This is a genomic window from Alishewanella sp. HL-SH05 (genome assembly GCF_052655985.1).
Genome location: NZ_CP199753.1, coordinates 3,430,930 through 3,455,670, shown reverse-complemented (window position 1 = coordinate 3,455,670; position 24,741 = coordinate 3,430,930). Strand labels below are relative to the sequence as shown.

The window sequence follows — 24,741 nt, the reverse complement described above, 5'->3', positions numbered from 1 at the left end:
TTTATAATTAATCTTCGTAAACTAATAATGCATTATTGATATGGCAGTAAAAGTCGCTTGGGCAATAAATTCTGTTGGGCAATACTGCCATATCAAGCATGTTGCTAATGGAAAGGCATGTAGCTGTCATTGCATTGATTGTGGCGAGCCATTAATTGCATACAACTCTAAGACATCATCCAAAACAGAATACTTTGGCCATGAACAGGATTCCGTTTGCCAAGGTGAATCTGTACTTCACAAAGTGGCTAAATCCATTCTTCTAGACTTTGCTTCTGAAAACCAAAGTATACTAATGCCAGGATACTATGCTTCCTCTACGGGGCTTGATTGCTTGGGTAATGAAGTTGTTTCCACGTATTATGAACTAGAACCTCGAATCAGAATCTGTAAAGCAGAATCTGAAGTGAGATTCGGTAACATTATTATCGACTCAGTCATTTTCGAGGCATCAGGTCGTCAAGTCGGCGTTGAAATTTATGTAACAAATGCGAAAACCACTGAAGATAAAAAGAAGTTTACGCAACTAGATTTCGAGGTGTTTGAGATTGATCTGAGTCGGGTGCCATGGACTGTCGAAGCTACAGAACTGCGAGCGTTGTTAATTCGAGAGGCGAAAAGAGGCTGGGTCAATGAGGCCTATGTTAAAGCTAGGTGTAAGGAGGTATCAAGAGGGGAGTTACCAGTAAAGATTAAGCAAAGGAATTCCCAAATCTATGGAACTTTTAAATTTGAAATAAACAATCTGCAACGAAATTCCTCCCGTGACCGGCTACCCCTGAAACCTCTAACTTCTAAAAATTTTACACTGCTGAATGGTAAGTCGTATTTCGTTAGTAAGGGTGTTGCAGTATCAAACATTAGAAATGTTACGTTTAATCTAACTGGCGATCATGCAACAGCTGAATCCGACATCATTGTCGAAGGCAACTATGCAAAAAAGCAAGCTGTGCCAGTAGTTTTCAGTATGGGTAAGTTATATACCACACCCAAGACTCCGACCTTGGTTTACCAACTATCGTTGAATGACGATATTAATTCTTTTACGTTTAAATCAGTGCTTGTTGGTATCAAGCGTTGGCAGTATGCCCTAAACAAGCTCGCAAAACGTGAAGCCGCTGTTGAAAATGCTAAGTTTGAAGCGGCGATAGAAGAGAAAAATAGCTTTCTGTTTTGTCTTTCAAGTAACTCGAACGAGATCTCGAGTCGATTGAGTCAACGTTACTCCGCTAATCTAAATCCATCAGACACTGAGGATGATGGTTGGAAAATGCCAGCTAAACTTTGGGCACCATTCTTCTGTGAGTTTATATTGCCTAATTATCGAGGATCAGTTTGCAGTGCCAAAGCCGCAGCAAGTGATACCTTCATTGAGGAATGTTTAGGACTTAGCAGAAGCCAGCAGGCCCGAGTTAAAAGAGCAAAGAGAGTTCGGGACCTTCTGTTGTATTTATATAAAGTGGACGTCGTGACTGCTTTAGATGATGACAGATTTTCTATTCCGTCAGAACTAAGAGCTTTTAATAAAATCTCTATGTTGCTAAACAGTTTATTGATACCAAGTTGGGTGGAGCCTGTTAATTTAAGTTTCTATAAGGAATAAGCTAATTTGCCGACTAAGATCGCAGTGCTTGCTTTATTAATAAAGCAAGCACTGTATGAAATAGTGGTAGGCGTCCGGCCATCACATCTTTTATTTGCTGACTGATCACGCATCATATCTTTCACTGTTGCCAACAATGAGAGTTATGTATGCCAGCTTTAAAACAACCCGATATACGTCGGTTCTTTTCCCCCGAATTAAAATGGCAGATCGTCCAGGAATCGAAAGAACAAACCCTTTCAGTATCTCAATTAGCGCGCAAATATGATGTCAATACCAACCAAGTGTTTCGTAAGCGTCCGGCGATCACAGGTTAGCGCTCTGATTTAAGTGTCCACTTAACTTTAGTGGACACTTAGTGTCTTAAATCGCGTCACCTGACTGTTTGGATAGATCGATATTCCAAGGTAACAACTCATCGACACGGTTGATGGGGTGATTGCCGATACGTTTGAGTACCGCTGTGAGATAGTCATTTGGATTGATGCCATTGAGTTTAGCGGTGCCGAGTATTGAGTACAGCACGGCAGCTCGCTCTCCTCCAGCAACTGAACCCGCAAACAGGTAATTTTTCCTACCCAAGGCAATCGGCCGCAATGAGCGCTCTGCACTGTTGTTATCTATCTCAGCATAACCGTTATCCACATAGGCAACCAACGCCTCCCACTGTTTCAGAGCATAATGAATAGCCTTGGATAACGGCGAGCCTTTCGATAAGGTACGTAGGGTTGTTTGCAACCACGCATGGAAGCGCTCAAGGATTGGCTTGGCATGTGTGGCTCGGATGTGTTGTCGTTCATCCGGTGGTTTGCCGCGTACCTGCTTTTCAATCACATAGAGGGATTGGATAATGGCAATGGCTTCGTCGGCTAAAGGCGAAGGGCCGCTTTGAGTGATGTCATAGAACTTACGCCGCACGTGTGCCCAGCAACCATGTTGGGTGATTTGCCGTTGGTATAATTCGTTGTAACCGGCATAAGCATCGGCCTGCAGTGAGCCTTTGTAATCTTTTAAATGCGCCGCAGGATGAAGACTTCTTCGGTCTTCACTATATTGCAGCCATACCGCAGGCGGTGTGCTATCTCCCCAGGGGCGACCATCGCGGACATAGGTCCAGTAACGACCTGTTTGCGTGCGACCTTTACCCGGTGATAGCGTCGGTGCGGTGGTATCATCCGCATGTACGTGGTAACTGGCTTTAACATGGCGACCAATGGCATCTGCCAGTGGTGTGAGTAATGCACTCGTTTGTCCTACCCAGTCAGCCAAGGTAGAGCGCTCGATGTCGATGCCTTCACGTTCCATCCGCTCAGCTTGGCGGTACAGCGGTTGATGGTCGAGGTATTTATCAACCATCACCTGTGTGAGCAATGCAGCACTGGCCAGTCCTTTTTTAATCACACGCTCAGGCGCAGCACCTTGCACCAATGTGTCGCAGTGCTGGCAGCTGAATTTAGGGCGTACAATACGGATAACCCGATAAGAGGCCGGCACCACATCCAGCATTTCAGAAACATCATCACCGATATGGGTTAATGCACCCTGACATGCCGGGCACTGGCAAGCCGTTTCAACACGAAGCTCTTCTCGCGGCAATTGTGCAGGCAGAGAGACGCGCCGACGGGGCGTGGCTTTGTTCTCTTTTGCTGGTGCGGCTAGCTTTGGTAAGGCTGCAGTTTGCATCTCAAGCTCTTCAAGCTGTAATTCCAACTGATGAATTTGCTTATCGATATGCTCGGACGAACGTCCGAAGCGGGCACGTTTTAATACGGATAACTGGTGGCGTAACGAGGCAATAACGGTATCCTGCTGGGCAAGCGTTGACTGCAGTTGAAGGATAATTTCCTGCAACTGTTTTGGGTCATTGGGTAAGGAAGATGCCATCGTTTTCATGCGCTGCATAATAACATAAAAATCCAGCTAACTCATTGATTAAATGCAATTATGCGGCGTTTATTGGTCTATTTTTTCTGGCAGGTGGCCGCCAGTCTAAGCCTTCCAGTAACAGCGCCAATTCGGCTTGTGTTAAATGCACAGCCCCCGATTTTGCACTTGGCCAAACAAATTTACCCTGCTCCAGTCGCTTGTAAAATAAACATAACCCCTGACCATCCCACCAGAGCAATTTAACCCGGTCGCTACGACGTCCGCGAAACACAAATACGTGACCGCTAAACGGGTCTTTTTGCAGCACATGCTGCGCCATTGCAGCCAGGCCATCAAAGCCTTTGCGCATATCGGTGTAACCGGCACACAGCCAAATGCGCACGTCATGCGATAACATCATCATGACAACGCCACCACGAGTTGGTGCAACATGTCCGGCGTGGCGTCGTGTAGCACCAGTTGGTGACCGCTACGAAACGATACCGTTATTGCAGCAGGTTTATGTAACACCGGCACCGCGTCAACCGCACGAACACTGACAGGAAGGAATGGCATGGGAGCCGCTGACGTATTCACTTCACCTTTAGCGCGCCTGACCCACAATGCATTACCGAGGTTAACGTCTCGGATCCAGCGAAACACTTGGTTGGTATTGACATCATATTTGCGCGCTAATTGAGATACTGAAAGGGTTTGTTCTTTCGATTCCTGGACGATCTGCCATTTTAATTCGGGGGAAAAGAACCGACGTATATCGGGTTGTTTTAAAGCTGGCATACATAACTCTCATTGTTGGCAACAGTGAAAGATATGATGCGTGATCAGTCAGCAAATAAAAGATGTGATGGCCGGACGCCTACAGTGTTTCGCTGGATCCGAGACGTTAACCTCGGTAATGCATTGTGGGTCAGGCGCGCTAAAGGTGAAGTGAATACGTCAGCGGCTCCCATGCCATTCCTTCCTGTCAGTGTTCGTGCGGTTGACGCGGTGCCGGTGTTACATAAACCTGCTGCAATAACGGTATCGTTTCGTAGCGGTCACCAACTGGTGCTACACGACGCCACGCCGGACATGTTGCACCAACTCGTGGTGGCGTTGTCATGATGATGTTATCGCATGACGTGCGCATTTGGCTGTGTGCCGGTTACACCGATATGCGCAAAGGCTTTGATGGCCTGGCTGCAATGGCGCAGCATGTGCTGCAAAAAGACCCGTTTAGCGGTCACGTATTTGTGTTTCGCGGACGTCGTAGCGACCGGGTTAAATTGCTCTGGTGGGATGGTCAGGGGTTATGTTTATTTTACAAGCGACTGGAGCAGGGTAAATTTGTTTGGCCAAGTGCAAAATCGGGGGCTGTGCATTTAACACAAGCCGAATTGGCGCTGTTACTGGAAGGCTTAGACTGGCGGCCACCTGCCAGAAAAAATAGACCAATAAACGCCGCATAATTGCATTTAATCAATGAGTTAGCTGGATTTTTATGTTATTATGCAGCGCATGAAAACGATGGCATCTTCCTTACCCAATGACCCAAAACAGTTGCAGGAAATTATCCTTCAACTGCAGTCAACGCTTGCCCAGCAGGATACCGTTATTGCCTCGTTACGCCACCAGTTATCCGTATTAAAACGTGCCCGCTTCGGACGTTCGTCCGAGCATATCGATAAGCAAATTCATCAGTTGGAATTACAGCTTGAAGAGCTTGAGATGCAAACTGCAGCCTTACCAAAGCTAGCCGCACCAGCAAAAGAGAACAAAGCCACGCCCCGTCGGCGCGTCTCTCTGCCTGCACAATTGCCGCGAGAAGAGCTTCGTGTTGAAACGGCTTGCCAGTGCCCGGCATGTCAGGGTGCATTAACCCATATCGGTGATGATGTTTCTGAAATGCTGGATGTGGTGCCGGCCTCTTATCGGGTTATCCGTATTGTACGCCCTAAATTCAGCTGCCAGCACTGCGACACATTGGTGCAAGGTGCTGCGCCTGAGCGTGTGATTAAAAAAGGACTGGCCAGTGCTGCATTGCTCACACAGGTGATGGTTGATAAATACCTCGACCATCAACCGCTGTACCGCCAAGCTGAGCGGATGGAACGTGAAGGCATCGACATCGAGCGCTCTACCTTGGCTGACTGGGTAGGACAAACGAGTGCATTACTCACACCACTGGCAGATGCCATTGGTCGCCATGTTAAAGCCAGTTACCACGTACATGCGGATGATACCACCGCACCGACGCTATCACCGGGTAAAGGTCGCACGCAAACAGGTCGTTACTGGACCTATGTCCGCGATGGTCGCCCCTGGGGAGATAGCACACCGCCTGCGGTATGGCTGCAATATAGTGAAGACCGAAGAAGTCTTCATCCTGCGGCGCATTTAAAAGATTACAAAGGCTCACTGCAGGCCGATGCTTATGCCGGTTACAACGAATTATACCAACGGCAAATCACCCAACATGGTTGCTGGGCACACGTGCGGCGTAAGTTCTATGACATCACTCAAAGCGGCCCTTCGCCTTTAGCCGACGAAGCCATTGCCATTATCCAATCCCTCTATGTGATTGAAAAGCAGGTACGCGGCAAACCACCGGATGAACGACAACACATCCGAGCCACACATGCCAAGCCAATCCTTGAGCGCTTCCATGCGTGGTTGCAAACAACCCTACGTACCTTATCGAAAGGCTCGCCGTTATCCAAGGCTATTCATTATGCTCTGAAACAGTGGGAGGCGTTGGTTGCCTATGTGGATAACGGTTATGCTGAGATAGATAACAACAGTGCAGAGCGCTCATTGCGGCCGATTGCCTTGGGTAGGAAAAATTACCTGTTTGCGGGTTCAGTTGCTGGAGGAGAGCGAGCTGCCGTGCTGTACTCAATACTCGGCACCGCTAAACTCAATGGCATCAATCCAAATGACTATCTCACAGCGGTACTCAAACGTATCGGCAATCACCCCATCAACCGTGTCGATGAGTTGTTACCTTGGAATATCGATCTATCCAAACAGTCAGGTGACGCGATTTAAGACACTAAGTGTCCACTAAAGTTAAGTGGACACTTAAATCAGAGCGCTAACCTGTGATCGCCGGACGCTTACAAATAGTGAAAGATATTAAAGCTTGTTAATCTGATTTATCGCGGAGCGAAAATCGATCTCCATCCACTCACATAGCTCTAAGAACTCCAGTACATCGTAAGCGTAACAACAACCACACCTTGCGGTGTGGCTGCTGATCAATAAGGCAGGAGTTCTTGCAGTTGCTCGTGGGTATTGGCTTTGGGCAGCTCTGTCAGCAAGCGGCATAAGTAATCATACGGTTCCAGACCATTGATTTTGGCCGTTTCGACTAGGCTATACATTGCAGCACTGGCTTCTGCGCCCGTTTCAGTATTGGCAAACAACCACGCCTTGCGTCCAATCACGAACGGTTTGACGGCGCGCTCAGCACGGTTGTTGTCGATATTTAATCGGCCATCGTCCAGATAGCGGATGAGTTTGGGCCACTGATTCAGGCTATACGTGATAGCGACTCCCAGTAAACTTTCTTTCGTGACACTCTCGCTTGATTTATCCAGCCAGCTTTTAAATTGTTCTAGCAGTGGTTTAGCTAGTGCTTGTCTGGCGTCATACTTCTTATCAGGCGGCGCAGTTTTTAATTTACTCTCCAGTGCATAGAGTTTCTGGATGTGGTTAAGGGCCACATCCGCTTTACCCGTTTTGCCTTTGCCCTGTGCTTTTTGGGCTTCAACGAACTTGCGTCTGGCATGCGCCCAGCAACCGACTAAGGTTGCGTGAGTTTTCTCATACCCGGCATAACCATCGACCTGCAGATAACCGTTAAAGCCGGATAAGAAGTCACAGGGATGTTTGCTGCTGCGGCTATCCTGATAATCAAACAGCGCCAGTTTGGGGCCGGTACTTTTTTCTAAGCCACAGCCATACACCCACATGTAGCAGGTGCTTTTCTCAACATCCAGCACATTGACCGTGGTTTCATCTGCCCACAGCACCGGCTGTTTCAGAAGCTCAGCTTTCATTAACGCCAGTAGCGGTTTAAGTTTATCTGCACAGGTTATCAGCCAACGACTCATCGTTTGACGACTAAGCTCAATACCTGCCTGATTAAACAACTGCTCCTGACGGTATAACGGCAAGCCATAGTGCATTTTGCTGCTGATGATTTGCGCCAGTAAACTTGGCGTGGCCATGCTCTTAGGGATAACCGCAGCTGGCACATCAGCAATCTTAATGTCGACCTTAGTGCCATTGGTTTCACACTGCCGGCAGCTGTATTTCAACCGGACGTTTCTAAGAACACGGATTTGCGCGGGCACGAACTCAATTTGCTCACTGACTTCTTCACCCATTTGATGCAGGGCATGGCCACAGCAGACACAGGTTTTATCGTCAATGTCATGGATAACGTCAACGCGGGGCAATTCAGGAATAATACGCGGTCGGCGTGGCTTGGCGGTTTTCTCAGCGCTCTCGGTCGTCTGAGTATCTGGCTCTGTTGCTACTGACTGCTCTTCAATAAGCTGCTCGGCCTCATTTAACACTTCGCCTTCACCTTCGTAGGTCTCGCTGCTGGGGCTAAATTTCTGGTACTTCTTCAGGTTATAGCGCTCCAGTAATTGCTGTAACTTATCCGAGAGCTGCTGGTTAACCCGCTCTAGTTTAGCGATGCGTTTGTCTTTTTGCGCCAGTTTGCGCTCAAGCTTTTGCGTCTGCTCAAGCAGCATTTTCTTGAGCAGTTCAACATCATCAGGTAAGGATTGAGGTATCTTTTTCATGGCCGTTATTGTAACGGCCAATTTGGCTAAGTGCTTGGTAAGATTTAGATTGTTTTGGATGCGATCTACAGGATTTATAGCCGATCGGCATATCAACCCACACTCTGGTAATGCAGCGGCTGGTGCGCGGTGATTTTTTGAATATCGACACCTTGCAACAGCCAATGCCATTGCTGCTCGCTAATAGACAACACTTTACCTGGCATCTGCCTTGGCCAGCGGAATGTGTCTTTTTCAAGTCGCTTGTACCACAGACAAAACCCAGTGCTATCCCAGTACAGCACTTTTAACCGAGTACGCTGCCGATTGCAGAACACAAATAGTGCACCGCTAAATGGCGAGAGCTGCATCTCTTGCTCGACCAGCAACGATAAGCCATTAATGGATTTGCGAAAATCGACCGGCTGTTTATGCAAATAGACCTTAAGCACATCGAGGAACATTTTCATAGTCAAAGTGCTCTGAGCAAGGCGGCTAACCAGAGTGCATCCGTCCCTGCTGGAAGTTGCAATTCCATATCACGCTTGCGTAGCAGGATATGCTGGGCCAGTGGCGAGCTTTGTGGTGCTAATTCAATGAAACCGGTGTCATCATTCTGATGAGCCAACAACTGGCGTTTACGGAGATTGAAATAGGTCGGGATAATCCCTTGTCGTTTAGCAAATGCCGTTTGAGTAAGGCCACTTTGGGCTTGCTCGGCGAATAAGGCCAGCCATTGTTCTTTAGTGCGTTTCATGATGATTACCCTGATAATTTAAAGAGGCAGACAGGGTAATGTTGATCAGTTAGGATAGGAATGTGTGGTTGGCGTTACGCTTACAGTACATCCAGTCCCCGCTGTGCCTGTTCTATTTTACCGAAATAACTGTGTGGCTTGCTGCTGATGGCACCCAGATCTCGCATAGTAAGGCCTTTTGCTTCCCGTTGCTCACGTAACCAGTTACCCAGTGCAATCCGTTTCGGGCTGCCGTTTAAATCTGACTTGCTTCGTTTGGTCATGTACTTGGCCATTAGCTTACCTCCACGTCGAATACTTTCATGTCCAGCCAGTAGGTTATGAAGTTCTCTTCCCAGATAGGGTAGATTTGCAATGCAGTTTCGATGGGGTAGTAACCACTAACATCCTGAAACATGCCTGCCTGAAAATCAAAGTCTAATGATTTGGCTAGTTCTGCATCCTGGCCTTGGCCAACATAGGCAAAGTCGGTGATGTAGCAAATCCTCCAGTTGTGAGCGCTACGCTCCAGTCTTATTTCAACGGGGTGGTAGCCACCACGTTCAGCGCTGTAGTCCGGGTCCCGAAAGTTAATCACTGCTTCGCGGGGTTCTTTGTTTTCACGTTGAAGCAATAACCTCGACAGGTTATCGCCAAGCTGCTGACTAACGGGCAGCACTAAGTCTCCGTATAAAATACGCATAGTTACAACTCCTAAGTGTGTGTTTCTAAATTACTGAAAAATGTCTGGGTGGGTTTCTTGCAAACTGGTGTACTGGTTCAGGCCGATAATAATGTGGTCCAGTACAGTGATATCCAGTGTTTTTGCTGCCTCAATGATATGTCGGGTAATTCCGATATCTGCGCGGCTTGGCTTCGTCTTACCCGATGGATGGTTATGAATAAGCATCACTACCTTTAAGTTAAGTATCACGGCGGTTCTTAGTACTTCAGCCGGTCGTAAGGTAACGGCGTCAACACTGCCAGTTGCCACAACCTCAAAGCAGTTAATGTCGTGCTGTTTGGTCAGGTTAACGACAATAAATACTTCCTTGGTCTCGTACTTTAGGTAATCAAACAACCGGGCTATCGCCGCTGGTTGATGTACCGGCATGCCGGTAATGTCGCAGTCGATTTCTTTAAAGCGGTACTTCACATCTATTTCGCGTAGGGTTGGCATTAGTCACCTCCTAAACCCCCAAAAGCTTTGGCCGGCACACCACCGGCCACAATGAGTTATTGCTTGGCAGGTGCTTTTGCCTGCTTGGGTTGTTTCGGGGGTTTTGCCGGTGACAATTGCAATATCTGCGTATCCAGCTCGCCACTCTCGACGGCCTTAATCAGTGTGCCGATAACAGCCGGCAAGTCTTCTTTCTTACCGACATCGATGGCCGCTTTGTCTTTATCCAGCTCCAGTGTTTTAAGGCCTACCTTAATTTCAAAGTAGTAGTGTTCTTTGTCATCAAAGTACCAGGGCCGAACGGCTTTGCGCTTACGCACGGTTTTGCGCTCGCCGGTCTCGGGGTCTTTAACGACTTTATCTTTAAAGGCTTCATAGGCCTGACCGTCTAACATGGCCTGTGCCATGGCCTGCTGCTCATCCAGCTTTTCAATTAAGCGCATCCGCTTGGCTAAGATAGGTGGCTTGGCTTCGATTTTTGGGCGTGCGATAACCTTGAGAGAACTCAATAATGATGTCATGGGTATTTCCTTTTGTTGGTTTGGCTTAGGTGTTAGCGAGCGCTAACGTACAAAGCCGATGGTTGGGGTTGTTTGCTTGCGGTTGTTTTCTTCTGCCAGCACAGTAAGCGCCAGCAGACGGTGTTCGTGAGCTGCACAAAAGCGCAGCCGACGTGTTAAAAGTGCAAAATCTCCGGGTGTCAGTCTGCTCAATCGACTAAGCTGCTCAGTCTCATTCTTAGATAGCTGTGGAACGCTCACAGTGCGCTTATACAGTGTTAAAACTTGCGGCGCTGTCAGATAGTCACATTCGAGCTTGAAGTCAAAGCGGCGCAGCACGGCGCTGTCCAAAGCCGTTTCGAAATTAGTCGCAGCAAACAGCGGGTAGCTGTAGCACTCAAGCTGTGCCAGCAGTTCGTTAACTACTAGCCGCTCATGATGCGCGTTAAGCCGCTCCCGGCTGGTCAGCAGGCTATCCACCTCATCCAGCAGTAACAGTTGGTTATCCCGATGCGCCTGCTGAAATAGCTTAGCGATTTGCTGTTCTGATTCACCCACGTACTTACTAATCACATCTGAGCTAAGTACACGTTTAATATCACGCTGATGTAACTCGGCCATATGGTGCGCCAAGGCGGTCTTTCCAGTGCCAGGCGGGCCACTAATCAGCACCCTAATGGGGGCATTATTCGCGACTGCATGATTTATCTGTTTGAGCACCGATGCAGGCTGCTTGATGTTGAGCATACTGATATCAAAGTTGAGCTCCGGCTTGTAACGTAAGGTGTCATCCCAAAGGTTACAGGCTGTAAGGGCGTTCTCTACTACATCCTCAATTACGCCTTGCGCCAGCGAACGTTTAAAGCCAATGGTCCTGACTACATGGCCTGCATTCGCCAGCAGGGCCGGTGTGAGGTTAGGTGTCTTACTTAGTAAGGTGTGAAACTCACTGGCAATGCCTAACCCTTTGAACTCGGCACGGCTGATTTTCTCAAGCACGTTATCGTCAGGTGAATGCACCGGCATGACAAGCTTAAAGCGCCTGATATAACTGTGCTCCAACTGCTGTACATGGTTGGTTATCCAGATGGTCGGCACGGCATTTTGCTCAAGTAGCCGATGGACTGACTCTTTGGAGTAATGGGTGTCGGCACTGTAAAACAGGCTTTCACACTCATCGACCAGTAACATCATGTCACTGCCAGCCATTAAGCTTTGCACCAAAGTAATGTACTGCAGGCGCTGGGTGTCCGAACTTTTAGCACCAAACTCACCTGACAAGAATCCCTCCTCCATCCGTAGGTTCCGGGCTTCAAACAGGGTTAGTGCCAAACTGTGAGCTAAAACCTTTGCCAGTTCAGTCTTACCGCTACCTGCCTCACCATACAGCAGAATGTTAATACCTTTATGCTTCTGCTCGATAGCTTGGCTCAGATAACCCTGCAGTAGGTCAACATCGACATAGCTGAAGTCATCCGGCTTTAGTATGGTGGGTGTGCTGGCGCATAGCGCATGCTTTAACAGTTGCTCTTTGCTCTCGACTAGTTCGGTGGTTAGCACAAACAGCATACTGCCCGGCATGGTGATGTCCTGTGGCTCATTCAACCACCGGTCTATTAACAACACCCCGTTTTGCTGCAGTCGGACTAAACAGTTAGCCACTTCATCTGAACTGAGGCCTGATAAGTCACTTAGTAACCGTTCCAGAGCATGTTCTTCTAAATGCCCACCTAAGAAATCAATCAGGTGGTTAAGCCCCTGATTAATATTCATCAGCGATAGAAAACCCAGGGCGGGGGCAAACTCGCACTTAACATCAAATAGCGAACATAGCGTTACCATGTTCTGACGCACTCGGGCTGTCAGCACCGGCGTATCATCTTCGAAATCCAGATAGCCCAGCACCGTGGCTGTAACCAGCTTTTTATCTTCATCTAAGCTTCTGCCTGTTACCCGGCGCAGCATATTCCGATTAATGCTGGTGCAGCAGATATCAACGTCTATCAGGGCTATCACTCGCTTGGCATACTGAGAGGCAAGAAAGTGACAAGGCATCGGCGATTTAGCTGGCACTATCATGCTCACCTCCGGCTGATTTGTAGCTCAGCGTCTGTGCCGCTTGCTTCATAAACTGGTGGTCGCGCTTGTCATAAACAGTAGTAGTGCGGATATCAGCATGGCCTGCCATCTGGCGCACCGTATTGATATCGACATTCTGCTCAAGCAAGCGGGTGATAAAGGTCCGGCGCATGTCATGTGGTGATACATTCGGCACGCCAATCGCCGTTAGTTTTTGCTTTATTAGCCTATAGACTGACGATACCGTCATGCCAACATCAGGCACTACTTTGCCGCTAGTGTAGGTTTTACATAGCAGGAAGCCATCTTCTAACCGACGTTCACGCAGCCACACGGCTATATGCTCTTGGCACCACTTGGGCAAGAACAGTAGCCTGCTTTTATTACCCTTACCATTTCGCACAAGCAGGGTATGGTCACGCCGGTTATAGTCACTCAGTAGCAACGCCACTAACTCACTGCGGCGAAGTCCGGTGCCAAGTAGCAGTGCAAAGATAGCTAAGTTTCTTTTAGCCACAGCGCATCGGCCACGTTCCAGTAACGTGAATAGCTGATCAACTTGCTTAGTGCTAAGCGGCGTGCCTTGATGCTCAGGATGTTTCAGGCGATCGATAGTAGCGATATGGGCGGCTTCTTTCTGATCTGCCTGACCCATCATCACCGCAACTTTAATGATGCAACGAATAGCAATCATCGCTCTATTGACTGAGCGGGGCTGCCAGCCAACATTCGTCAGTACAGCACGAATAAGCAATGCTTGTTGATAGTCAATCTTAGCGAAGTATGAGCCGTAATCATCAGGCCAGTTCATAAGCTTGGCGACACTATTAAGCTGTGACGCGATTGAGCTACGACTGGTAGGCGATAGACGGCCCAAATACAGCGCGCAGGGGCAAGCTGTACTCATAGAGCACCTCTGAATTTCTAGTAATTGGGGGGATTAATGAGCGCAGAAGGGGACAGCGCTACACTATGGTAGCGCTAGGTTGGGAGGAATGGCGAGCGGTGTTTATGACACGGTATAATCTTTATCAGATTTGCCGAGGTAAGATTGAAAAATAGCTTCGAACTTATGCTGAGCATGGCCCTGAACATGAGAGTAGTTATACTCCGGTAACAGACCACGCATATGTTTAAACTCTTTCTGCAACTTCTGATCAATTAAGTCCGTATCGAAGTATTGAATTTTGTGCTTTGCGAGCTTCAGACGAAAGCTGCGACGATGGTTCTTATCCATCGCCTGAAGGGTCGCTTTGATACCAAACATAGCAATGTAATTCTTTTCAAGTTTTAAGATCTGTTCATCATCAAATAAGCTGAGGTCAAAAAACTCAATGCGGTCAATATAGCTGTTCGCAGTTACCTTTTCAGGCAAATCACTGAGAAAGCATTTTGGTTGGAGCCTCAATTCAGCACGCGCGTCATAATCGTCGATGTCAGGCTTGCCATCACGTTTGCGTTTTGCTTTAAGGCTGTAAACGATAAGCTTTTTCTGGACGCTATCGATGGCGAAATATAAGGTTTCCAGTTTGCCATCTTTACCGAAGAAGCACGCGCTCTTCATGGCATGAGTGAAGTTGACATTGATTTCATCCATGCCCATTTCAAAGTCATGTGCGATATCAATACGAGTCACTTTAACTTTGTTCGGATTAAGGTACAGAATTGATTTGCGGCCAATAATATACTCAAGCCAGCGGCGTGCTATGAAATAGTCGCCACGAAGCAATGGGAAGCCCGTCAACTCAAAGCGAATAAAAGGACGTGTGCGAGCATTAGGTTTCACCTGCACAATCAGTTTGGGAATGCCCTGATTATTGTACTTGTTCTTCAAGTCCAATTCCTTGCTTAAGGGCAGGACGATGCTATAAGCATAGCCATTTTGACTTGTACTGATTTGAAACGGACTAACGCCATGCACACTGCATAGCATTGCAATTATTTGTTTGATGTTGCTTTCAATTTCGCTAGTGTCGAACAGCCCTTGAATTACTGCAGTAAGCTTATCAACTCCGACGCGAAATGAAGGTATAATATTTTTGATTTTCATTTAGAGTCCTTACTTCTTAAGTGCTTTAGTCAACTGGCTGATAAACTTCTTATCAAACTTATTACAAAGAATTGTGGCCAGTGCTTTGGGTCGCAGCTTGGCATCCACAAATTTCTCGATAGTCTTCTCTAGCTGTTGCACAGGATCTTGTTTTGGCTCTTTAGGTGGTTGCTTGTACCCCAGCGCGATCATGGCATCGATTACGCTGCTCTTGGTTACGGACTTCTCGTTGAAGTCGTCACCGACTTTATGTTTGATGTGGTCAAGTACTTCCAAGCATTGTTCCTTAGTCAGCTTACTCATCTGCTGCATTGAGTCGTCACTGTATTTGTTCACCGCGTCTAATTTGCCAAAGCGATATGCAACCCGGGCGGCTACTAACTGACGATTGAGGGTGCCATACTGCTCATGGAAAGTTTCCTCCATAAACTCTTTCATTGATTGTTTGCCAAATGCATCCCATCCCTTGCGGAGCTCAACAGCTAGTAGCAAGAGCTTCTGGTTTTTAGCGGCATCATTAAGGCCGTTAACCATTAGTTGTCGGTGGTCTGATTTGAATTTGAAGTCACGCTTTTTTATTGCTCTGAGGGCAACTGAGACTGCATCCTTTTTTAATACCTTTTTGCTACCAGCATTTTTGCTGATCGTAGATTTATTCTTAGACATAAAATTTTCTCTCTTACTAAATTAGTGACAAATGTGATCGGCTCATGCAATTGAGCCGATGATTGATTTACAGTTTTGAATTCACAGAGAAGTGAGTAAAAGTTCTGCGAGTTCAGCCCGAAATGCGGTGACGCAAAATAATGCTTCACTGCAGATCGATTACTGATTTACAGATTTAAAAAAGTAAGAACGGTGATCAAAAAACTATGAGATGTTTACCCACTGAATATGTCTACCTAGATCCTATCTAGAGCTCTCTACTGATCTCTTCTAGTTAGATCTGTAGCTGTGTACTACAGACATATACCTACCCATGTTACTAATAGCTTACTAGTGGATCATACTTAACTGTATTGGAACAACATACATACACTAGAATGTACTAATTAGTGCGCATAAGATTCTGAAATAAAACATTATATGAAGCTATACTATGTATTGGTAATGTAGATATATATCGTCGTTACGACGCATGCTGTTATTGTGATAAATCGATTTATATAGCGTCGTTACGACGATACTAATTCACTGATCTACCAAATTTTATTTCGTCGTTACGACGCAGTAAATTAACGTGGTAGGTAAATGTTTTATTCGTCGTAACGACAGTTTTTTACTAACACATAACCTGCTACGAAATATTTTTTATTGAGAGCTCTCTACTGGAGTATTGGCATGGGTAAGCAACTTTCTTACTGCGAATGGATTAGCAATCTGGATCATTTTAAAAGCGTGATCGGCAAATCTAATGACAAGAAACTTAAGTCGCAGGTGAACGACTATTTTAAATTTTTAGAAAATAATAAAGTGAAAAATGAACATCTGACACTAAAGCTTCAATCTTTTCTTAGAAAAATGCGAAAGGAAGATCGGGACAAATTTAATGCGTTATGCCGAAATAAAAAGTATATGGAAGGCAAGACTCAGATCAGAATAGATATCGGCACAAGGGAGCAGCTCAAGTCACTTATGCAAAAACACGACTGGGGGACTTTTGATGAGGCAGTGAGTGAACTTATTAACTTTTTTAGCGCTAATGGCGGATGAACGGCTCAAGTATCTTGTGAACCTTCTGCAACACGACGCTATAAAATTAGCTATGTCGCGTGTCTCGAAAATGGAACTCTATACCATTGCGTAGGCCAGAGACTGATGCTAACTTACTAAAATATTGACTCCTTTAAGGGTTTAGTACTAATGATCCCAAAATTCTGGAAGCTTTCGCAAGGGACTGATTTCTGGACTTCCCAGCTTTTACTAGACAGTCTGTTGTTCCAAAAAATACGTTTCTTCAAATTTAGCAGGAGAAACGCCGCCTGTGTGTGAATGGCGCTTTTTAGGATTGTAAAACATTTCTATAAAGTTAAATATCTCGGTTTTCGCTTCGTCTCTTGTCGAATATATCTTTTTACGCGTCACACGCTTTTTTAAAGTCGCAAAAAAACTTTCTGCTACGGCGTTATCATGACAATTGCCTCTGCGGCTCATCGACGGTTTCAAGTTATGCTCTTTCATAAACGATAAATAATCAGCACTGCCATATTGGCTGCCTTGATCGCTATGCACTAAAACTGAGTGTTTAGGCCGTCGTTGATAAACTGCCATCAGTAAAGCTTGAATGACTAAATGTTTATCCATGTTTTTATCCATAGACCAACCCACAACGCGACGTGAAAACAAATCGATGACCGTTGCTAGGTATAAAAAGCCCTCATAAGTACGAATATACGTGATGTCACTTACCCAAGCGGTGTTAGGTGCAACGGGTTTAAAATCGCGCTCTAACACGTTATCCGCTATCCGTGATGGCTTGCCACCTTTGATATACCGTCGCTTGTAGCCTATTTGGGCTTTTAATCGATTCAATCGCATAATTTTAGCCACACGATGAACACTACAGGTTTCACCGGCTTCTCGCAGATCACGATGTATCCAGGGGCTGCCATAAGTGCCGCCACTGGCAATATAAAACGCGTTAATCCGCGTGAGTAAACGCTGATCTTCAATAGTTCGCTGACTCAACGGCGCTTTTAGCCAAGCATAAAAACCACTGCGATTGAGCTTCAGAACACGACACATGGCTAAAACGGAAAATAATCGCAGATGGTCACGGATAAAGGCGTACTTCACTCTGGCTGACTTGCAAAGTACCTTGCGGCCTTTTTTAATATGTCCCGCTCCTCCGTCACTCTTTTAAGCTCTGCTTCTAGCTTAGCAATGCGAACAGAGTCATTTGACTTGGGGCGCGCAACAACCTTGTTGCCACTAAGCTGGTCTCGCCAGTGGTATAACGATTTAGTTGAAATACCCAAACGTTCAGCCACTTCCTGAACAGAATAACCACGATCAGTGATTTGCTTTACTGCTTCAATTTTAAACTCTTCGGTATAACGTTTACCTTTGCTCATAAACACCTCTAATTTAAGTTACATTGTAACTGTTAAATGTGTCTAGCAAAGTCTGGGAAGTCCATTCTTCGATTATCAGGAAATGGCTGCGTCCGTTGAAAGTAAATTGGTATATGTTCATGCCAACACAGCTGCAAAAGGTAAATCACTTGAAGCGCAAGGCGTCCAGTTTATTGCAGCAGAGGTAGGGGATTATTTTTATCTCACTCATGGAAATCGGGGAGTGTACTTACTGGGCCAGTTTTCGGGACCAGCTAATATTTTTTCTTTGAAAGGTAATGGCTGGGTAGACAGGCCATTTCGACTAATTCGTTTTGCAGAACCGAATACTGGATATGAGGGACTTCAAAAGTGGTGGGCGCCCAATGATCGCTCTACTTTTACAGCAGTACCGGAGCATGAGCTAGCTGATTTCGAAGCTTTTATTCTGAAGCCTTTCTTTAATATCAGCTTTGATGAATTCGGAGTTTCATTGTAGTTATACTCGAGGTATCCGAATGGATGTAGTGGCACTGGTGAAGTTTAAAAAGCGATTTTTAGATACAAGCCTAACCAAATTTGTGTGTATGACATACCGCAAGTCGAAGGGCAAACAGGCTGAGCATTGTTATGTGTTTGATCCTACTTTCTCGAATTACTCACTTGGAACGGTAAAGGAAGAGCTTTGTAACACCTATGTCGCGTTTACCAGAGCTAAGACCCACTTGACGATAATCGCATCTAAAGCGGGTCACGCAATGTATGGCACGACGGACAAGAAAGAGGTTAGTAAAAGTATTTTTGCAAAATTGCCGGACGAGCTAATTCAATTTAATGGTTGTCTGACTGCTTAATCTTTTGCGATGGATGATGGCATATCAAGATAATTGTAAGTACTTGGTTTGTCTATCTGCGTAGCCATGAGGTCATAAGGTATATGCGGCTGCAGCAGTGGCTCGAACTCTATCGGGTCAGTAATACTTTCATCCAGCCAGCGGTCCACCAACTCAGTATTTAGAGGCATTAAGAGTGGTGATGCCTTGCTATGAATATGCATCAACTTAGGGTGGGGCGGTAAGGTAATTACTGAGCATGATTGTGCAGTTTCGCCGGTATCTTTGTTAATCCATTCCCTACAAAGGCCACCAAGTAAAATAGCGCCATCTTTGGCAACCATATCGTGGTAATGCAGAGGCTTGTAGTTCAAATATTCCGTTTCGCCAAAGCCTTTAGCTGGAATAACACAACGGCTTTGGCGGTATGCCTGGTAGCCAGCAGAGCCCTTAACATTTAGTTTGTCATAGCGAGTGTTAAATGAGGTGTACTTGGAAGGTTTAAAGCCAACGTTTAGGGATGGGTGAATTCATAATGACCTCCAATAAAAAGTTGAAGGTATTTTCAAATACAAAAAATGGTGTTGCTAGGTGTGGTTGGCCGGACGCTTACCTTCATTGAAGCATATGCAGGTATTGGTATGGTTGCCCAACTACAGCCTCTCGCAGTGGCACCATTTTCATTGTTTATCGGCACAGTTGGAGCAATTTCAGTTTTCAAAGCCGTTTACATCGACAAACGCCAGTTAAAGTGTGCCTGTGTAGGCGGCGATAGCAGTGTGCCACTTGGATTTGTATCGCTATCAGAAAACTTATTTATGATCGCGGGAGCATTGATTATGCTGCTGATGTAAAGGTATAGCTCTATTCGGCGGCCCCTTAACTGTTAAGATTAGACCTAGGATGCCAGCCCATACCTTTCTAATTCATATGTAACATTTTTTCTGTCGTACTGGCATCAAGATAACCAGAACTGAGCAAACAATCTCAAAGGTTGTACAAAATAACACTAAAGTTTTTTCATTAAGTTTTATTGTTGAGACTACAAAGGCTATCACGCCGACTGGCCGCAAACCGTACGTGAGTTGGCAGGATGCTGGCAGGAGTTACCGCAGCAGGAAGAACTGCGTGCAGGGCAAGGCAAAGATATACCGCGAGAGTCGCTTTGATTTTTGGGCTAAATCCTTTAAATAGCGTTCCTACTTTACGCCCTTGCTGGCGCTGCTGCAACCGGCCAGAATAGCGCCATCTTGCAGTTGAGGTGGTTATGGTTAATCTGGCGTTGCTGGGCGCGTTTATTCCGACGTTTTTGTTTGTTTCGGTTACCCCGAGCATGTGCATGACACTGGCGATGACGTTGGGCATGAGCCAGGGCGTGCGCCGTACGCTGTGGATGATGTGGGGCGAAATGCTCGGCGTGGCGCTGGTGGCGATACTGGCGGTATGCGGTGTGGCAGCGATAATGCTGCAGTTTCCAACGCTGTTTCAGTGGTTTAAGTTGGTGGGTGCGGCATATCTCACTTACATAGGCCTGCAAATGTGGCGTGCTAAAGGCAAACTGGCGTTGCCGCAACCAGGCGAGCTGCCTGCCAGGCTGGCGCGGCGTACTTTATTTAGCCAGGGTTTTATTACGGCAGTGTCTAACCCCAAAGGCTGGGCTTTTCATATGGCGCTGTTGCCGCCGTTTATCGACAGCCAACTGGCATTCTGGCCGCAGTTATTGGTGTTAGTGGCGATTATTCTGCTGCTGGAATTTGGCTCTATGCTGCTGTACGCCAGTGGCGGTAAAGCTTTAGCGCTGTTTTTTAGCAAAACTAATCGCGTGCAGTATTTAAACCGCATCGGCGCCAGCCTGATGTTTGGCGTGGCGCTGTGGATGTTACTGGGCTAATACCGCATAGCAACGCAGAGAGTTTAATCGCCGACATAGTTAGCAGAAACCGGCGTTATTTCAGTTTAAGCCTGATGCTAAAGCGGGTAGAGCGCCCATCTGATTCGACGCTTAACTGGCCCTGATGAGCATCGACTATGGCTTTGGTAATGGCTAGGCCCAAACCCGAGCCTTCTATCTGGCGTTGGCGCGAGGCGTCAGCACGATAGAAGCGATCGAATAAAAACGGCAAATGCTGTGGCGGTATAGGTAAGCCGGGGTTTTCTACCGTGATGGTGCTGCTGTCGGCTGCTGCGGTGGTGCTGACAGTAATGGTTTCGCCGGGTGGGGTATACCTAAGCGCATTAGATAATAAATTGGTCAGGGCGTGGCGCAGTAAGGTGCGATCGGCCTGCACAATAATATTGGCACCGTGATAGCTAAGGCCAACCTGACTTTCTGCCGCCCAGGCTTCGAAAAAGTTGAAAATTGCGGCCACTTCCTGCTTTAGCTCCAGCGGCTGCTTTTGCAGTGTTAACAGGCCATTGTCACTTTTGGCCAGCCACAGCATATCGCTGATCATTTTATTCAGCCGCTCCAGCTCTTCCAGATTGGAGAACAGCAGATTCTGGTACTCGTCTGCGCTGCGCGCGCGTGATAAGCTGACCTGCGTTTGCGTGATCATATTGGTCAGCGGCGTGCGCAGTTCGTGGGCGATGTCGGCACTAAAGTGCGACAGCTTGGTAAATCCCTGCTCCAGCCGATCTAACATCAGATTAAAAGACTGCACCATGTGGCGCAGTTCGGTCGGGACCTCGCCTGGTGACAAACGAATATCCAGTTTACTGGTTTGAATATCACGCATTTGCTCGCTAAGGCCTCTGAGTGGATTCAACCCCTGATGCACCGCCAGCCAGGCCGCCAGCAAGGTGAGCAGCGCAGAGCCGAGTAAAATCAGCCCCAGGCTGCGCTGTAACTGCGCTAAGAAATGGGTATGAAAACTGATATCAATAGCAGCAATGACCTTATAGTGCTGATCTGCCGTGGTCAGGCGGCTGAACACGCCGCGATAGGCTTTGCCGTCCAACTGCCAGTGGTGGATGGTTTTGGCATTGTAGTCGGCGCTGGCCGGGGTGTTGGCAGCCAGCAGGCTTAAGTCAACGTCGGCATTGCGGTACAGTAAGCGGTTTTGGCTATCCATCACCTGATAGTAAACACCGTGATGGCCCGATACCGCTTTGGCCAGCGTCTGTGCCGGCTGTTGCTGGCCGTCCTGAGCGGTAGTCAGCGTGTGCTCAACCGCGTGCAGGATCACGGCTAATTCGTCGGCGTCCTGCTCGATAAAGTGATGTTCGACTGAGCTGAGCAGTAATTGCTGCACGAAGAACAGGCAAATCGAAATGGTTAGCGCGACAAAAAGTACCACGCGAACGGTGATCGAGAGAGGGCGTTTGCCAGCGTTATGCATCAGTTTGCTCATCGTCCAGTTTATAGCCCATACCGCGCACGGTGTGGATCAGTTTTGCCGCAAAGCCATCATCAATTTTGGCGCGCAAGCGGCGGATAGCTACATCGATAACATTGGTGTCGCTGTCAAAATTCATATCCCACACCTGCGAGGCGATAAGCGAGCGTGGCAGTACTTCGCCGCGGCGGCGCATCAGCAGCTCAAGCAAGCTAAATTCCTGATTACTCAATGTTATTTTGGCGCCGCTGCGGCTGGCTTTACGCTTGGCGATATCCAGTTGTAAATCGGCGACCTGCAATAATTCTGACTGCGGTACGGCCTGACCACGCCGTAGCAGGGTTCTGACCCGGGCCAGCACTTCAGAGAAAGCAAAGGGTTTGATCAGGTAGTCGTCGGCGCCAAGCTCCAGGCCTTTTACCCGGTCGTCGACACTGTCGCGGGCCGACAGAAACAGTACCGGCGTGTGGTTATGGTTTTCTCTTAGCGCCTGCACAATGCGTAAGCCGCTGACGTCCGGCAGCATCACATCCAGCATGATTAAATCGAAATCTTCTGTCATCGCCAGATGATGGCCATCCAGGCCATTTCTGACCAGTGACACCTGAAAACCGGCTTCGCTCAGGCCTTGCTTCAGATAGTCGCCGGTTTTTTGTTCATCTTCCACAATCAGCAAACGCATCTTGTCATCTCCAAACATAGCTTTGGCAGTATTAGGCCATAAACCGCCAAACAGCAACATGACAGCAAGATTACAACTTTGTCATGTTCATGTCATGCTGCTGACAGTTTCGTCCTCTACACTGCTACGCATATAGAGAGTATTGGAGGTTGCAGATGATAAAGGCTAACACCATGATGCCGGTATCGGTTTCACGGCGCCGGTTTGTGCAGGGGCTGGCGGTGGGCGGCGTGCTGGCCACTTTTCCGCATATCGTCAGGGCGGGTAGCGCCTTTAAAGATAATGCCTTTACCGGCTATGCCACTGAGCTCAGCGGTAACGTGATTGATTTAACCATCGGCGAAGCGCTGGTAAATTTTACCGGCGTGGTCCGTAAAGCCACCACCATCAATGGTTCGATACCGGCACCGACCTTACGCTTGCGCGAAGGCGATGAGGTAACCATACGGGTAACCAATACCTTGTCGGTGCCGAGCTCAATTCACTGGCACGGCATTATTTTACCCTACCAGATGGACGGCGTACCCGGCATGAGCTTCAGAGGCATTATGCCCGGCGAAACCTTTGTGTATCGCTTTACGCTTAAGCAAAGCGGTACTTACTGGTATCACTCGCACAGTGGCTTTCAGGAAATGACCGGCATGTATGGCGCGCTGATCATTGAGCCCAAAGCGCAGGACGTGATAGCTGCCGACCGCGAATATGTGGTGCAGCTGTCAGACTGGACCGATGAAGATCCACATACGGTGTTTCGCAAATTAAAAGTGCAAAGTGATTTGTACAATTTTAATCAGCCAACAGTGCAGGACATGCTGCGCGATATCACTGACAGAGGGCTGGACGCGGCGCTGGCAAAACGGCAGATGTGGCAGCAAATGCGCATGAATCCAACCGATTTAGCGGATTTGTCAGCCGCTGTCTTAACCTTCTTAATGAATGGCAGCACACCGCTGGCCAACTGGCGCGGTTTATTTAAGCGCGGTGAGCGCGTGCGGCTGCGTTTTATCAATGGCTCCAGCAACAGTTTCTTTGATGTGCGTATTCCCGAGCTGAAAATGACCGTGGTGCAGGCTGACGGCCAGAATGTGCACCCGGTGACGGTGGACGAATTCCGCTTTGGCCCGGGCGAAACCTATGATGTTATCGTGTCGCCACAAGAGGATGCTTACACCATTTTTGCCCAGAGTATGGACCGCAGTGGTTATGCCCGCGGAACCCTGGCCATAGCCGAGGGCTTGCACGCCCCGGTGCCGGCACTGGATCCGGTGGAGTGGCTGACGATGGCTGACATGATGGGTAATATGAACCATGGCGCAAGCGACAGCCACAGCCACGGCCACAGCGCGATGGCGCACGGCAATGGCGCGGAAGATCATAGCCAGCATGGTGCTATGGCTATCGATCACAGTCAGCATGGCCCGGCGGTGCCTTATGCCAAAGCCAATTCAACTGTGCGTCATGCCAGCACCGAGTATGGCCCGTCGGTGGATATGCGGGTGGATATGCCAAGAACCAACCTGGACGATCCGGGCATTGGTTTGCGCAATACCGGGCGGCGCGCGCTGACCCTGGCCGATTTACATTCGCTGGACGGTATTATTGAGCCGGGCGGCCCGGAGGCGGAAATTGAGCTGCATCTGACCGGCAATATGGAGCGCTACACCTGGTCATTCGATGGCTTAGAGTTCAGTAAAAGCACACCGGTGCATATGAAGCACAATCAGCGTATCCGGGTGATCTTGCAAAACGACACCATGATGACCCACCCGATGCATTTGCACGGTATGTGGAGTGATCTGGAAAGTGACAACGGTGCCGTACAGGTACGCCGCCATACCATTCCGGTGCAACCGGCGCAGCGCATCAGCTTTTTAACCACACCGCATGATGTCGGGCGCTGGGCCTGGCATTGTCATTTATTGTTCCATATGGATGCGGGTATGTTCAGAGAAGTGGTGGTGTCATGAAAACAGCCAACGTAACGCTAACCTTGTCGCTGCTGGCGCTGGCCTGTACTGTGGCGCTCAG

Annotated in this window: 28 protein-coding genes and 1 pseudogene; 11 read left to right on the top strand and 18 right to left on the bottom strand. The window is 47.7% G+C overall.

All coding sequences use genetic code 11. The features are described from left to right. Window positions 1–40 precede the first annotated feature (40 nt). A complete protein-coding gene (locus ACUJFL_RS15875; protein WP_445427977.1) occupies window positions 41–1,603 on the top strand; it encodes a hypothetical protein in 1,563 nt (520 codons plus the stop codon). A 149-nt stretch (window positions 1,604–1,752) separates the two neighbouring features. Beyond that, on the top strand, window positions 1,753–1,920 hold the full coding sequence (locus ACUJFL_RS15870; RefSeq protein WP_445427976.1) for a transposase: 168 nt from the start codon (window positions 1,753–1,755) through the stop codon (window positions 1,918–1,920). Between the two features lie 46 nt (window positions 1,921–1,966). Here the strand turns inward: ACUJFL_RS15870 and tnpC (ACUJFL_RS15865) are convergent, their stop codons facing one another. The 3 genes from tnpC (ACUJFL_RS15865) to ACUJFL_RS15855 are packed head-to-tail and all read right to left on the bottom strand — an operon-like array spanning window position 1,967 to window position 4,267. After that, window positions 1,967–3,496 carry an IS66 family transposase gene (gene tnpC / locus ACUJFL_RS15865; protein ID WP_445429053.1) on the bottom strand — a complete coding sequence of 510 codons (1,530 nt, stop codon included), beginning with the start codon at window positions 3,494–3,496 and terminating at the stop codon, window positions 1,967–1,969. Between the two features lie 49 nt (window positions 3,497–3,545). Then, window positions 3,546–3,893 carry an IS66 family insertion sequence element accessory protein TnpB gene (tnpB, locus tag ACUJFL_RS15860; RefSeq protein ID WP_445425056.1) on the bottom strand — a complete coding sequence of 116 codons (348 nt, stop codon included), beginning with the start codon at window positions 3,891–3,893 and terminating at the stop codon, window positions 3,546–3,548. Continuing rightward, a complete protein-coding gene (locus ACUJFL_RS15855) occupies window positions 3,890–4,267 on the bottom strand; it encodes a transposase (RefSeq protein WP_445426215.1) in 378 nt (125 codons plus the stop codon). The genes tnpB (ACUJFL_RS15860) and ACUJFL_RS15855 overlap by 4 nt, the downstream gene beginning before the upstream one ends. Before the next feature lie 33 nt (window positions 4,268–4,300). Between ACUJFL_RS15855 and ACUJFL_RS15850 the strand changes: the two genes are divergently transcribed. The 3 genes from ACUJFL_RS15850 to tnpC (ACUJFL_RS15840) are packed head-to-tail and all read left to right on the top strand — an operon-like array spanning window position 4,301 to window position 6,517. After that, window positions 4,301–4,594 (top strand): IS66 family insertion sequence element accessory protein TnpB, encoded by a 294-nt coding sequence (locus ACUJFL_RS15850; protein ID WP_445427975.1) that lies wholly within the window; start codon window positions 4,301–4,303, stop codon window positions 4,592–4,594. After that, window positions 4,591–4,938, top strand: a complete 348-nt coding sequence (gene tnpB / locus ACUJFL_RS15845; RefSeq protein WP_445425056.1) for an IS66 family insertion sequence element accessory protein TnpB — start codon at window positions 4,591–4,593, stop codon at window positions 4,936–4,938. The genes ACUJFL_RS15850 and tnpB (ACUJFL_RS15845) overlap by 4 nt, the downstream gene beginning before the upstream one ends. Before the next feature lie 49 nt (window positions 4,939–4,987). After that, a complete protein-coding gene (tnpC, locus tag ACUJFL_RS15840; protein WP_445429053.1) occupies window positions 4,988–6,517 on the top strand; it encodes an IS66 family transposase in 1,530 nt (509 codons plus the stop codon). Between the two features lie 209 nt (window positions 6,518–6,726). Here tnpC (ACUJFL_RS15840) and tnpC (ACUJFL_RS15835) read toward each other — a convergent pair whose 3' ends face one another. The 11 genes from tnpC (ACUJFL_RS15835) to ACUJFL_RS15785 form a co-directional block, all read right to left on the bottom strand. Continuing rightward, entirely contained in the window at window positions 6,727–8,286 is a 1,560-nt protein-coding gene (gene tnpC, locus ACUJFL_RS15835) for an IS66 family transposase (RefSeq protein ID WP_445427351.1), read from the bottom strand. A gap of 92 nt (window positions 8,287–8,378) precedes the next feature. Next, window positions 8,379–8,735, bottom strand: a complete 357-nt coding sequence (gene tnpB, locus ACUJFL_RS15830; RefSeq protein ID WP_445425237.1) for an IS66 family insertion sequence element accessory protein TnpB — start codon at window positions 8,733–8,735, stop codon at window positions 8,379–8,381. Between the two features lie 2 nt (window positions 8,736–8,737). Continuing rightward, window positions 8,738–9,022, bottom strand: coding sequence for an IS66 family insertion sequence element accessory protein TnpA (gene tnpA / locus ACUJFL_RS15825; protein ID WP_205313754.1), 285 nt, complete (start codon window positions 9,020–9,022; stop codon window positions 8,738–8,740). Window positions 9,023–9,102: 80 nt separating this feature from the next. Then, complete coding sequence (locus ACUJFL_RS15820) at window positions 9,103–9,297, bottom strand: hypothetical protein (RefSeq protein WP_445427974.1); 195 nt, start codon at window positions 9,295–9,297, stop codon at window positions 9,103–9,105. Next, window positions 9,297–9,704 (bottom strand): DUF2787 family protein, encoded by a 408-nt coding sequence (locus tag ACUJFL_RS15815; protein ID WP_445427973.1) that lies wholly within the window; start codon window positions 9,702–9,704, stop codon window positions 9,297–9,299. The genes ACUJFL_RS15820 and ACUJFL_RS15815 overlap by 1 nt, the downstream gene beginning before the upstream one ends. 30 nt (window positions 9,705–9,734) lie before the next feature. Beyond that, a complete protein-coding gene (locus ACUJFL_RS15810; RefSeq protein ID WP_445427972.1) occupies window positions 9,735–10,181 on the bottom strand; it encodes a JAB domain-containing protein in 447 nt (148 codons plus the stop codon). A gap of 56 nt (window positions 10,182–10,237) precedes the next feature. Next, window positions 10,238–10,702, bottom strand: coding sequence for a DUF6641 family protein (locus tag ACUJFL_RS15805; RefSeq protein WP_445427971.1), 465 nt, complete (start codon window positions 10,700–10,702; stop codon window positions 10,238–10,240). Between the two features lie 42 nt (window positions 10,703–10,744). Continuing rightward, entirely contained in the window at window positions 10,745–12,760 is a 2,016-nt protein-coding gene (locus ACUJFL_RS15800; RefSeq protein ID WP_445427970.1) for an AAA family ATPase, read from the bottom strand. Further along, on the bottom strand, window positions 12,744–13,667 hold the full coding sequence (locus tag ACUJFL_RS15795; RefSeq protein WP_445427969.1) for a tyrosine-type recombinase/integrase: 924 nt from the start codon (window positions 13,665–13,667) through the stop codon (window positions 12,744–12,746). Before ACUJFL_RS15795 ends, ACUJFL_RS15800 begins: the two co-directional genes overlap by 17 nt. Window positions 13,668–13,769: 102 nt before the next feature. After that, on the bottom strand, window positions 13,770–14,810 hold the full coding sequence (locus ACUJFL_RS15790) for a hypothetical protein (protein ID WP_445427968.1): 1,041 nt from the start codon (window positions 14,808–14,810) through the stop codon (window positions 13,770–13,772). 9 nt (window positions 14,811–14,819) lie between these two features. After that, window positions 14,820–15,476, bottom strand: coding sequence for a hypothetical protein (locus ACUJFL_RS15785; protein ID WP_445427967.1), 657 nt, complete (start codon window positions 15,474–15,476; stop codon window positions 14,820–14,822). 675 nt (window positions 15,477–16,151) lie between these two features. On the opposite strand from ACUJFL_RS15785, the gene ACUJFL_RS15780 reads away from it, so the two are divergent. Further along, window positions 16,152–16,523, top strand: coding sequence for a hypothetical protein (locus ACUJFL_RS15780; protein ID WP_445427966.1), 372 nt, complete (start codon window positions 16,152–16,154; stop codon window positions 16,521–16,523). Window positions 16,524–16,733: 210 nt separating this feature from the next. Here the strand turns inward: ACUJFL_RS15780 and ACUJFL_RS15775 are convergent. Beyond that, window positions 16,734–17,884 (bottom strand): IS3 family transposase gene (locus ACUJFL_RS15775; RefSeq protein WP_445427347.1). Its coding sequence is split into 2 segments (ribosomal slippage): window positions 16,734–17,644 and window positions 17,644–17,884, totalling 1,152 coding nucleotides; the frame shifts between segments, so codons are not numbered across the junction. Window positions 17,885–17,966: 82 nt separating this feature from the next. Between ACUJFL_RS15775 and ACUJFL_RS15770 the strand changes: the two genes are divergently transcribed. Together ACUJFL_RS15770 and ACUJFL_RS15765 are read left to right on the top strand one after the other, a co-directional pair. Further along, a complete protein-coding gene (locus tag ACUJFL_RS15770) occupies window positions 17,967–18,362 on the top strand; it encodes a hypothetical protein (RefSeq protein WP_445427965.1) in 396 nt (131 codons plus the stop codon). Between the two features lie 19 nt (window positions 18,363–18,381). Further along, window positions 18,382–18,717, top strand: coding sequence for an ATP-binding domain-containing protein (locus tag ACUJFL_RS15765; RefSeq protein ID WP_445427964.1), 336 nt, complete (start codon window positions 18,382–18,384; stop codon window positions 18,715–18,717). On the opposite strand, the gene ACUJFL_RS15760 is transcribed toward ACUJFL_RS15765, so the two are convergent. Beyond that, window positions 18,714–19,226 carry an SOS response-associated peptidase family protein gene (locus tag ACUJFL_RS15760; protein ID WP_445429101.1) on the bottom strand — a complete coding sequence of 171 codons (513 nt, stop codon included), beginning with the start codon at window positions 19,224–19,226 and terminating at the stop codon, window positions 18,714–18,716. The genes ACUJFL_RS15765 and ACUJFL_RS15760 overlap by 4 nt on opposite strands. An 84-nt stretch (window positions 19,227–19,310) precedes the next feature. On the opposite strand from ACUJFL_RS15760, the pseudogene ACUJFL_RS15755 reads away from it, so the two are divergent. Together ACUJFL_RS15755 and ACUJFL_RS15750 are read left to right on the top strand one after the other, a co-directional pair. Then, window positions 19,311–19,550 (top strand): annotated as a pseudogene (locus ACUJFL_RS15755) (glutaredoxin family protein); the annotation flags it as partial. Window positions 19,551–19,963: 413 nt separating this feature from the next. Then, window positions 19,964–20,587 (top strand): LysE family translocator, encoded by a 624-nt coding sequence (locus ACUJFL_RS15750; protein WP_445427963.1) that lies wholly within the window; start codon window positions 19,964–19,966, stop codon window positions 20,585–20,587. A 55-nt stretch (window positions 20,588–20,642) separates the two neighbouring features. On the opposite strand, the gene ACUJFL_RS15745 is transcribed toward ACUJFL_RS15750, so the two are convergent. After that, window positions 20,643–22,034 (bottom strand): Cu(+)/Ag(+) sensor histidine kinase, encoded by a 1,392-nt coding sequence (locus ACUJFL_RS15745; protein ID WP_445427962.1) that lies wholly within the window; start codon window positions 22,032–22,034, stop codon window positions 20,643–20,645. After that, window positions 22,027–22,713, bottom strand: coding sequence for a heavy metal response regulator transcription factor (locus tag ACUJFL_RS15740; protein ID WP_008950841.1), 687 nt, complete (start codon window positions 22,711–22,713; stop codon window positions 22,027–22,029). The genes ACUJFL_RS15745 and ACUJFL_RS15740 overlap by 8 nt, the downstream gene beginning before the upstream one ends. Window positions 22,714–22,868: 155 nt before the next feature. Between ACUJFL_RS15740 and ACUJFL_RS15735 the strand changes: the two genes are divergently transcribed. Then, window positions 22,869–24,680 (top strand): copper resistance system multicopper oxidase, encoded by a 1,812-nt coding sequence (locus tag ACUJFL_RS15735; protein WP_445427961.1) that lies wholly within the window; start codon window positions 22,869–22,871, stop codon window positions 24,678–24,680. Window positions 24,681–24,741: the final 61 nt, after the last annotated feature.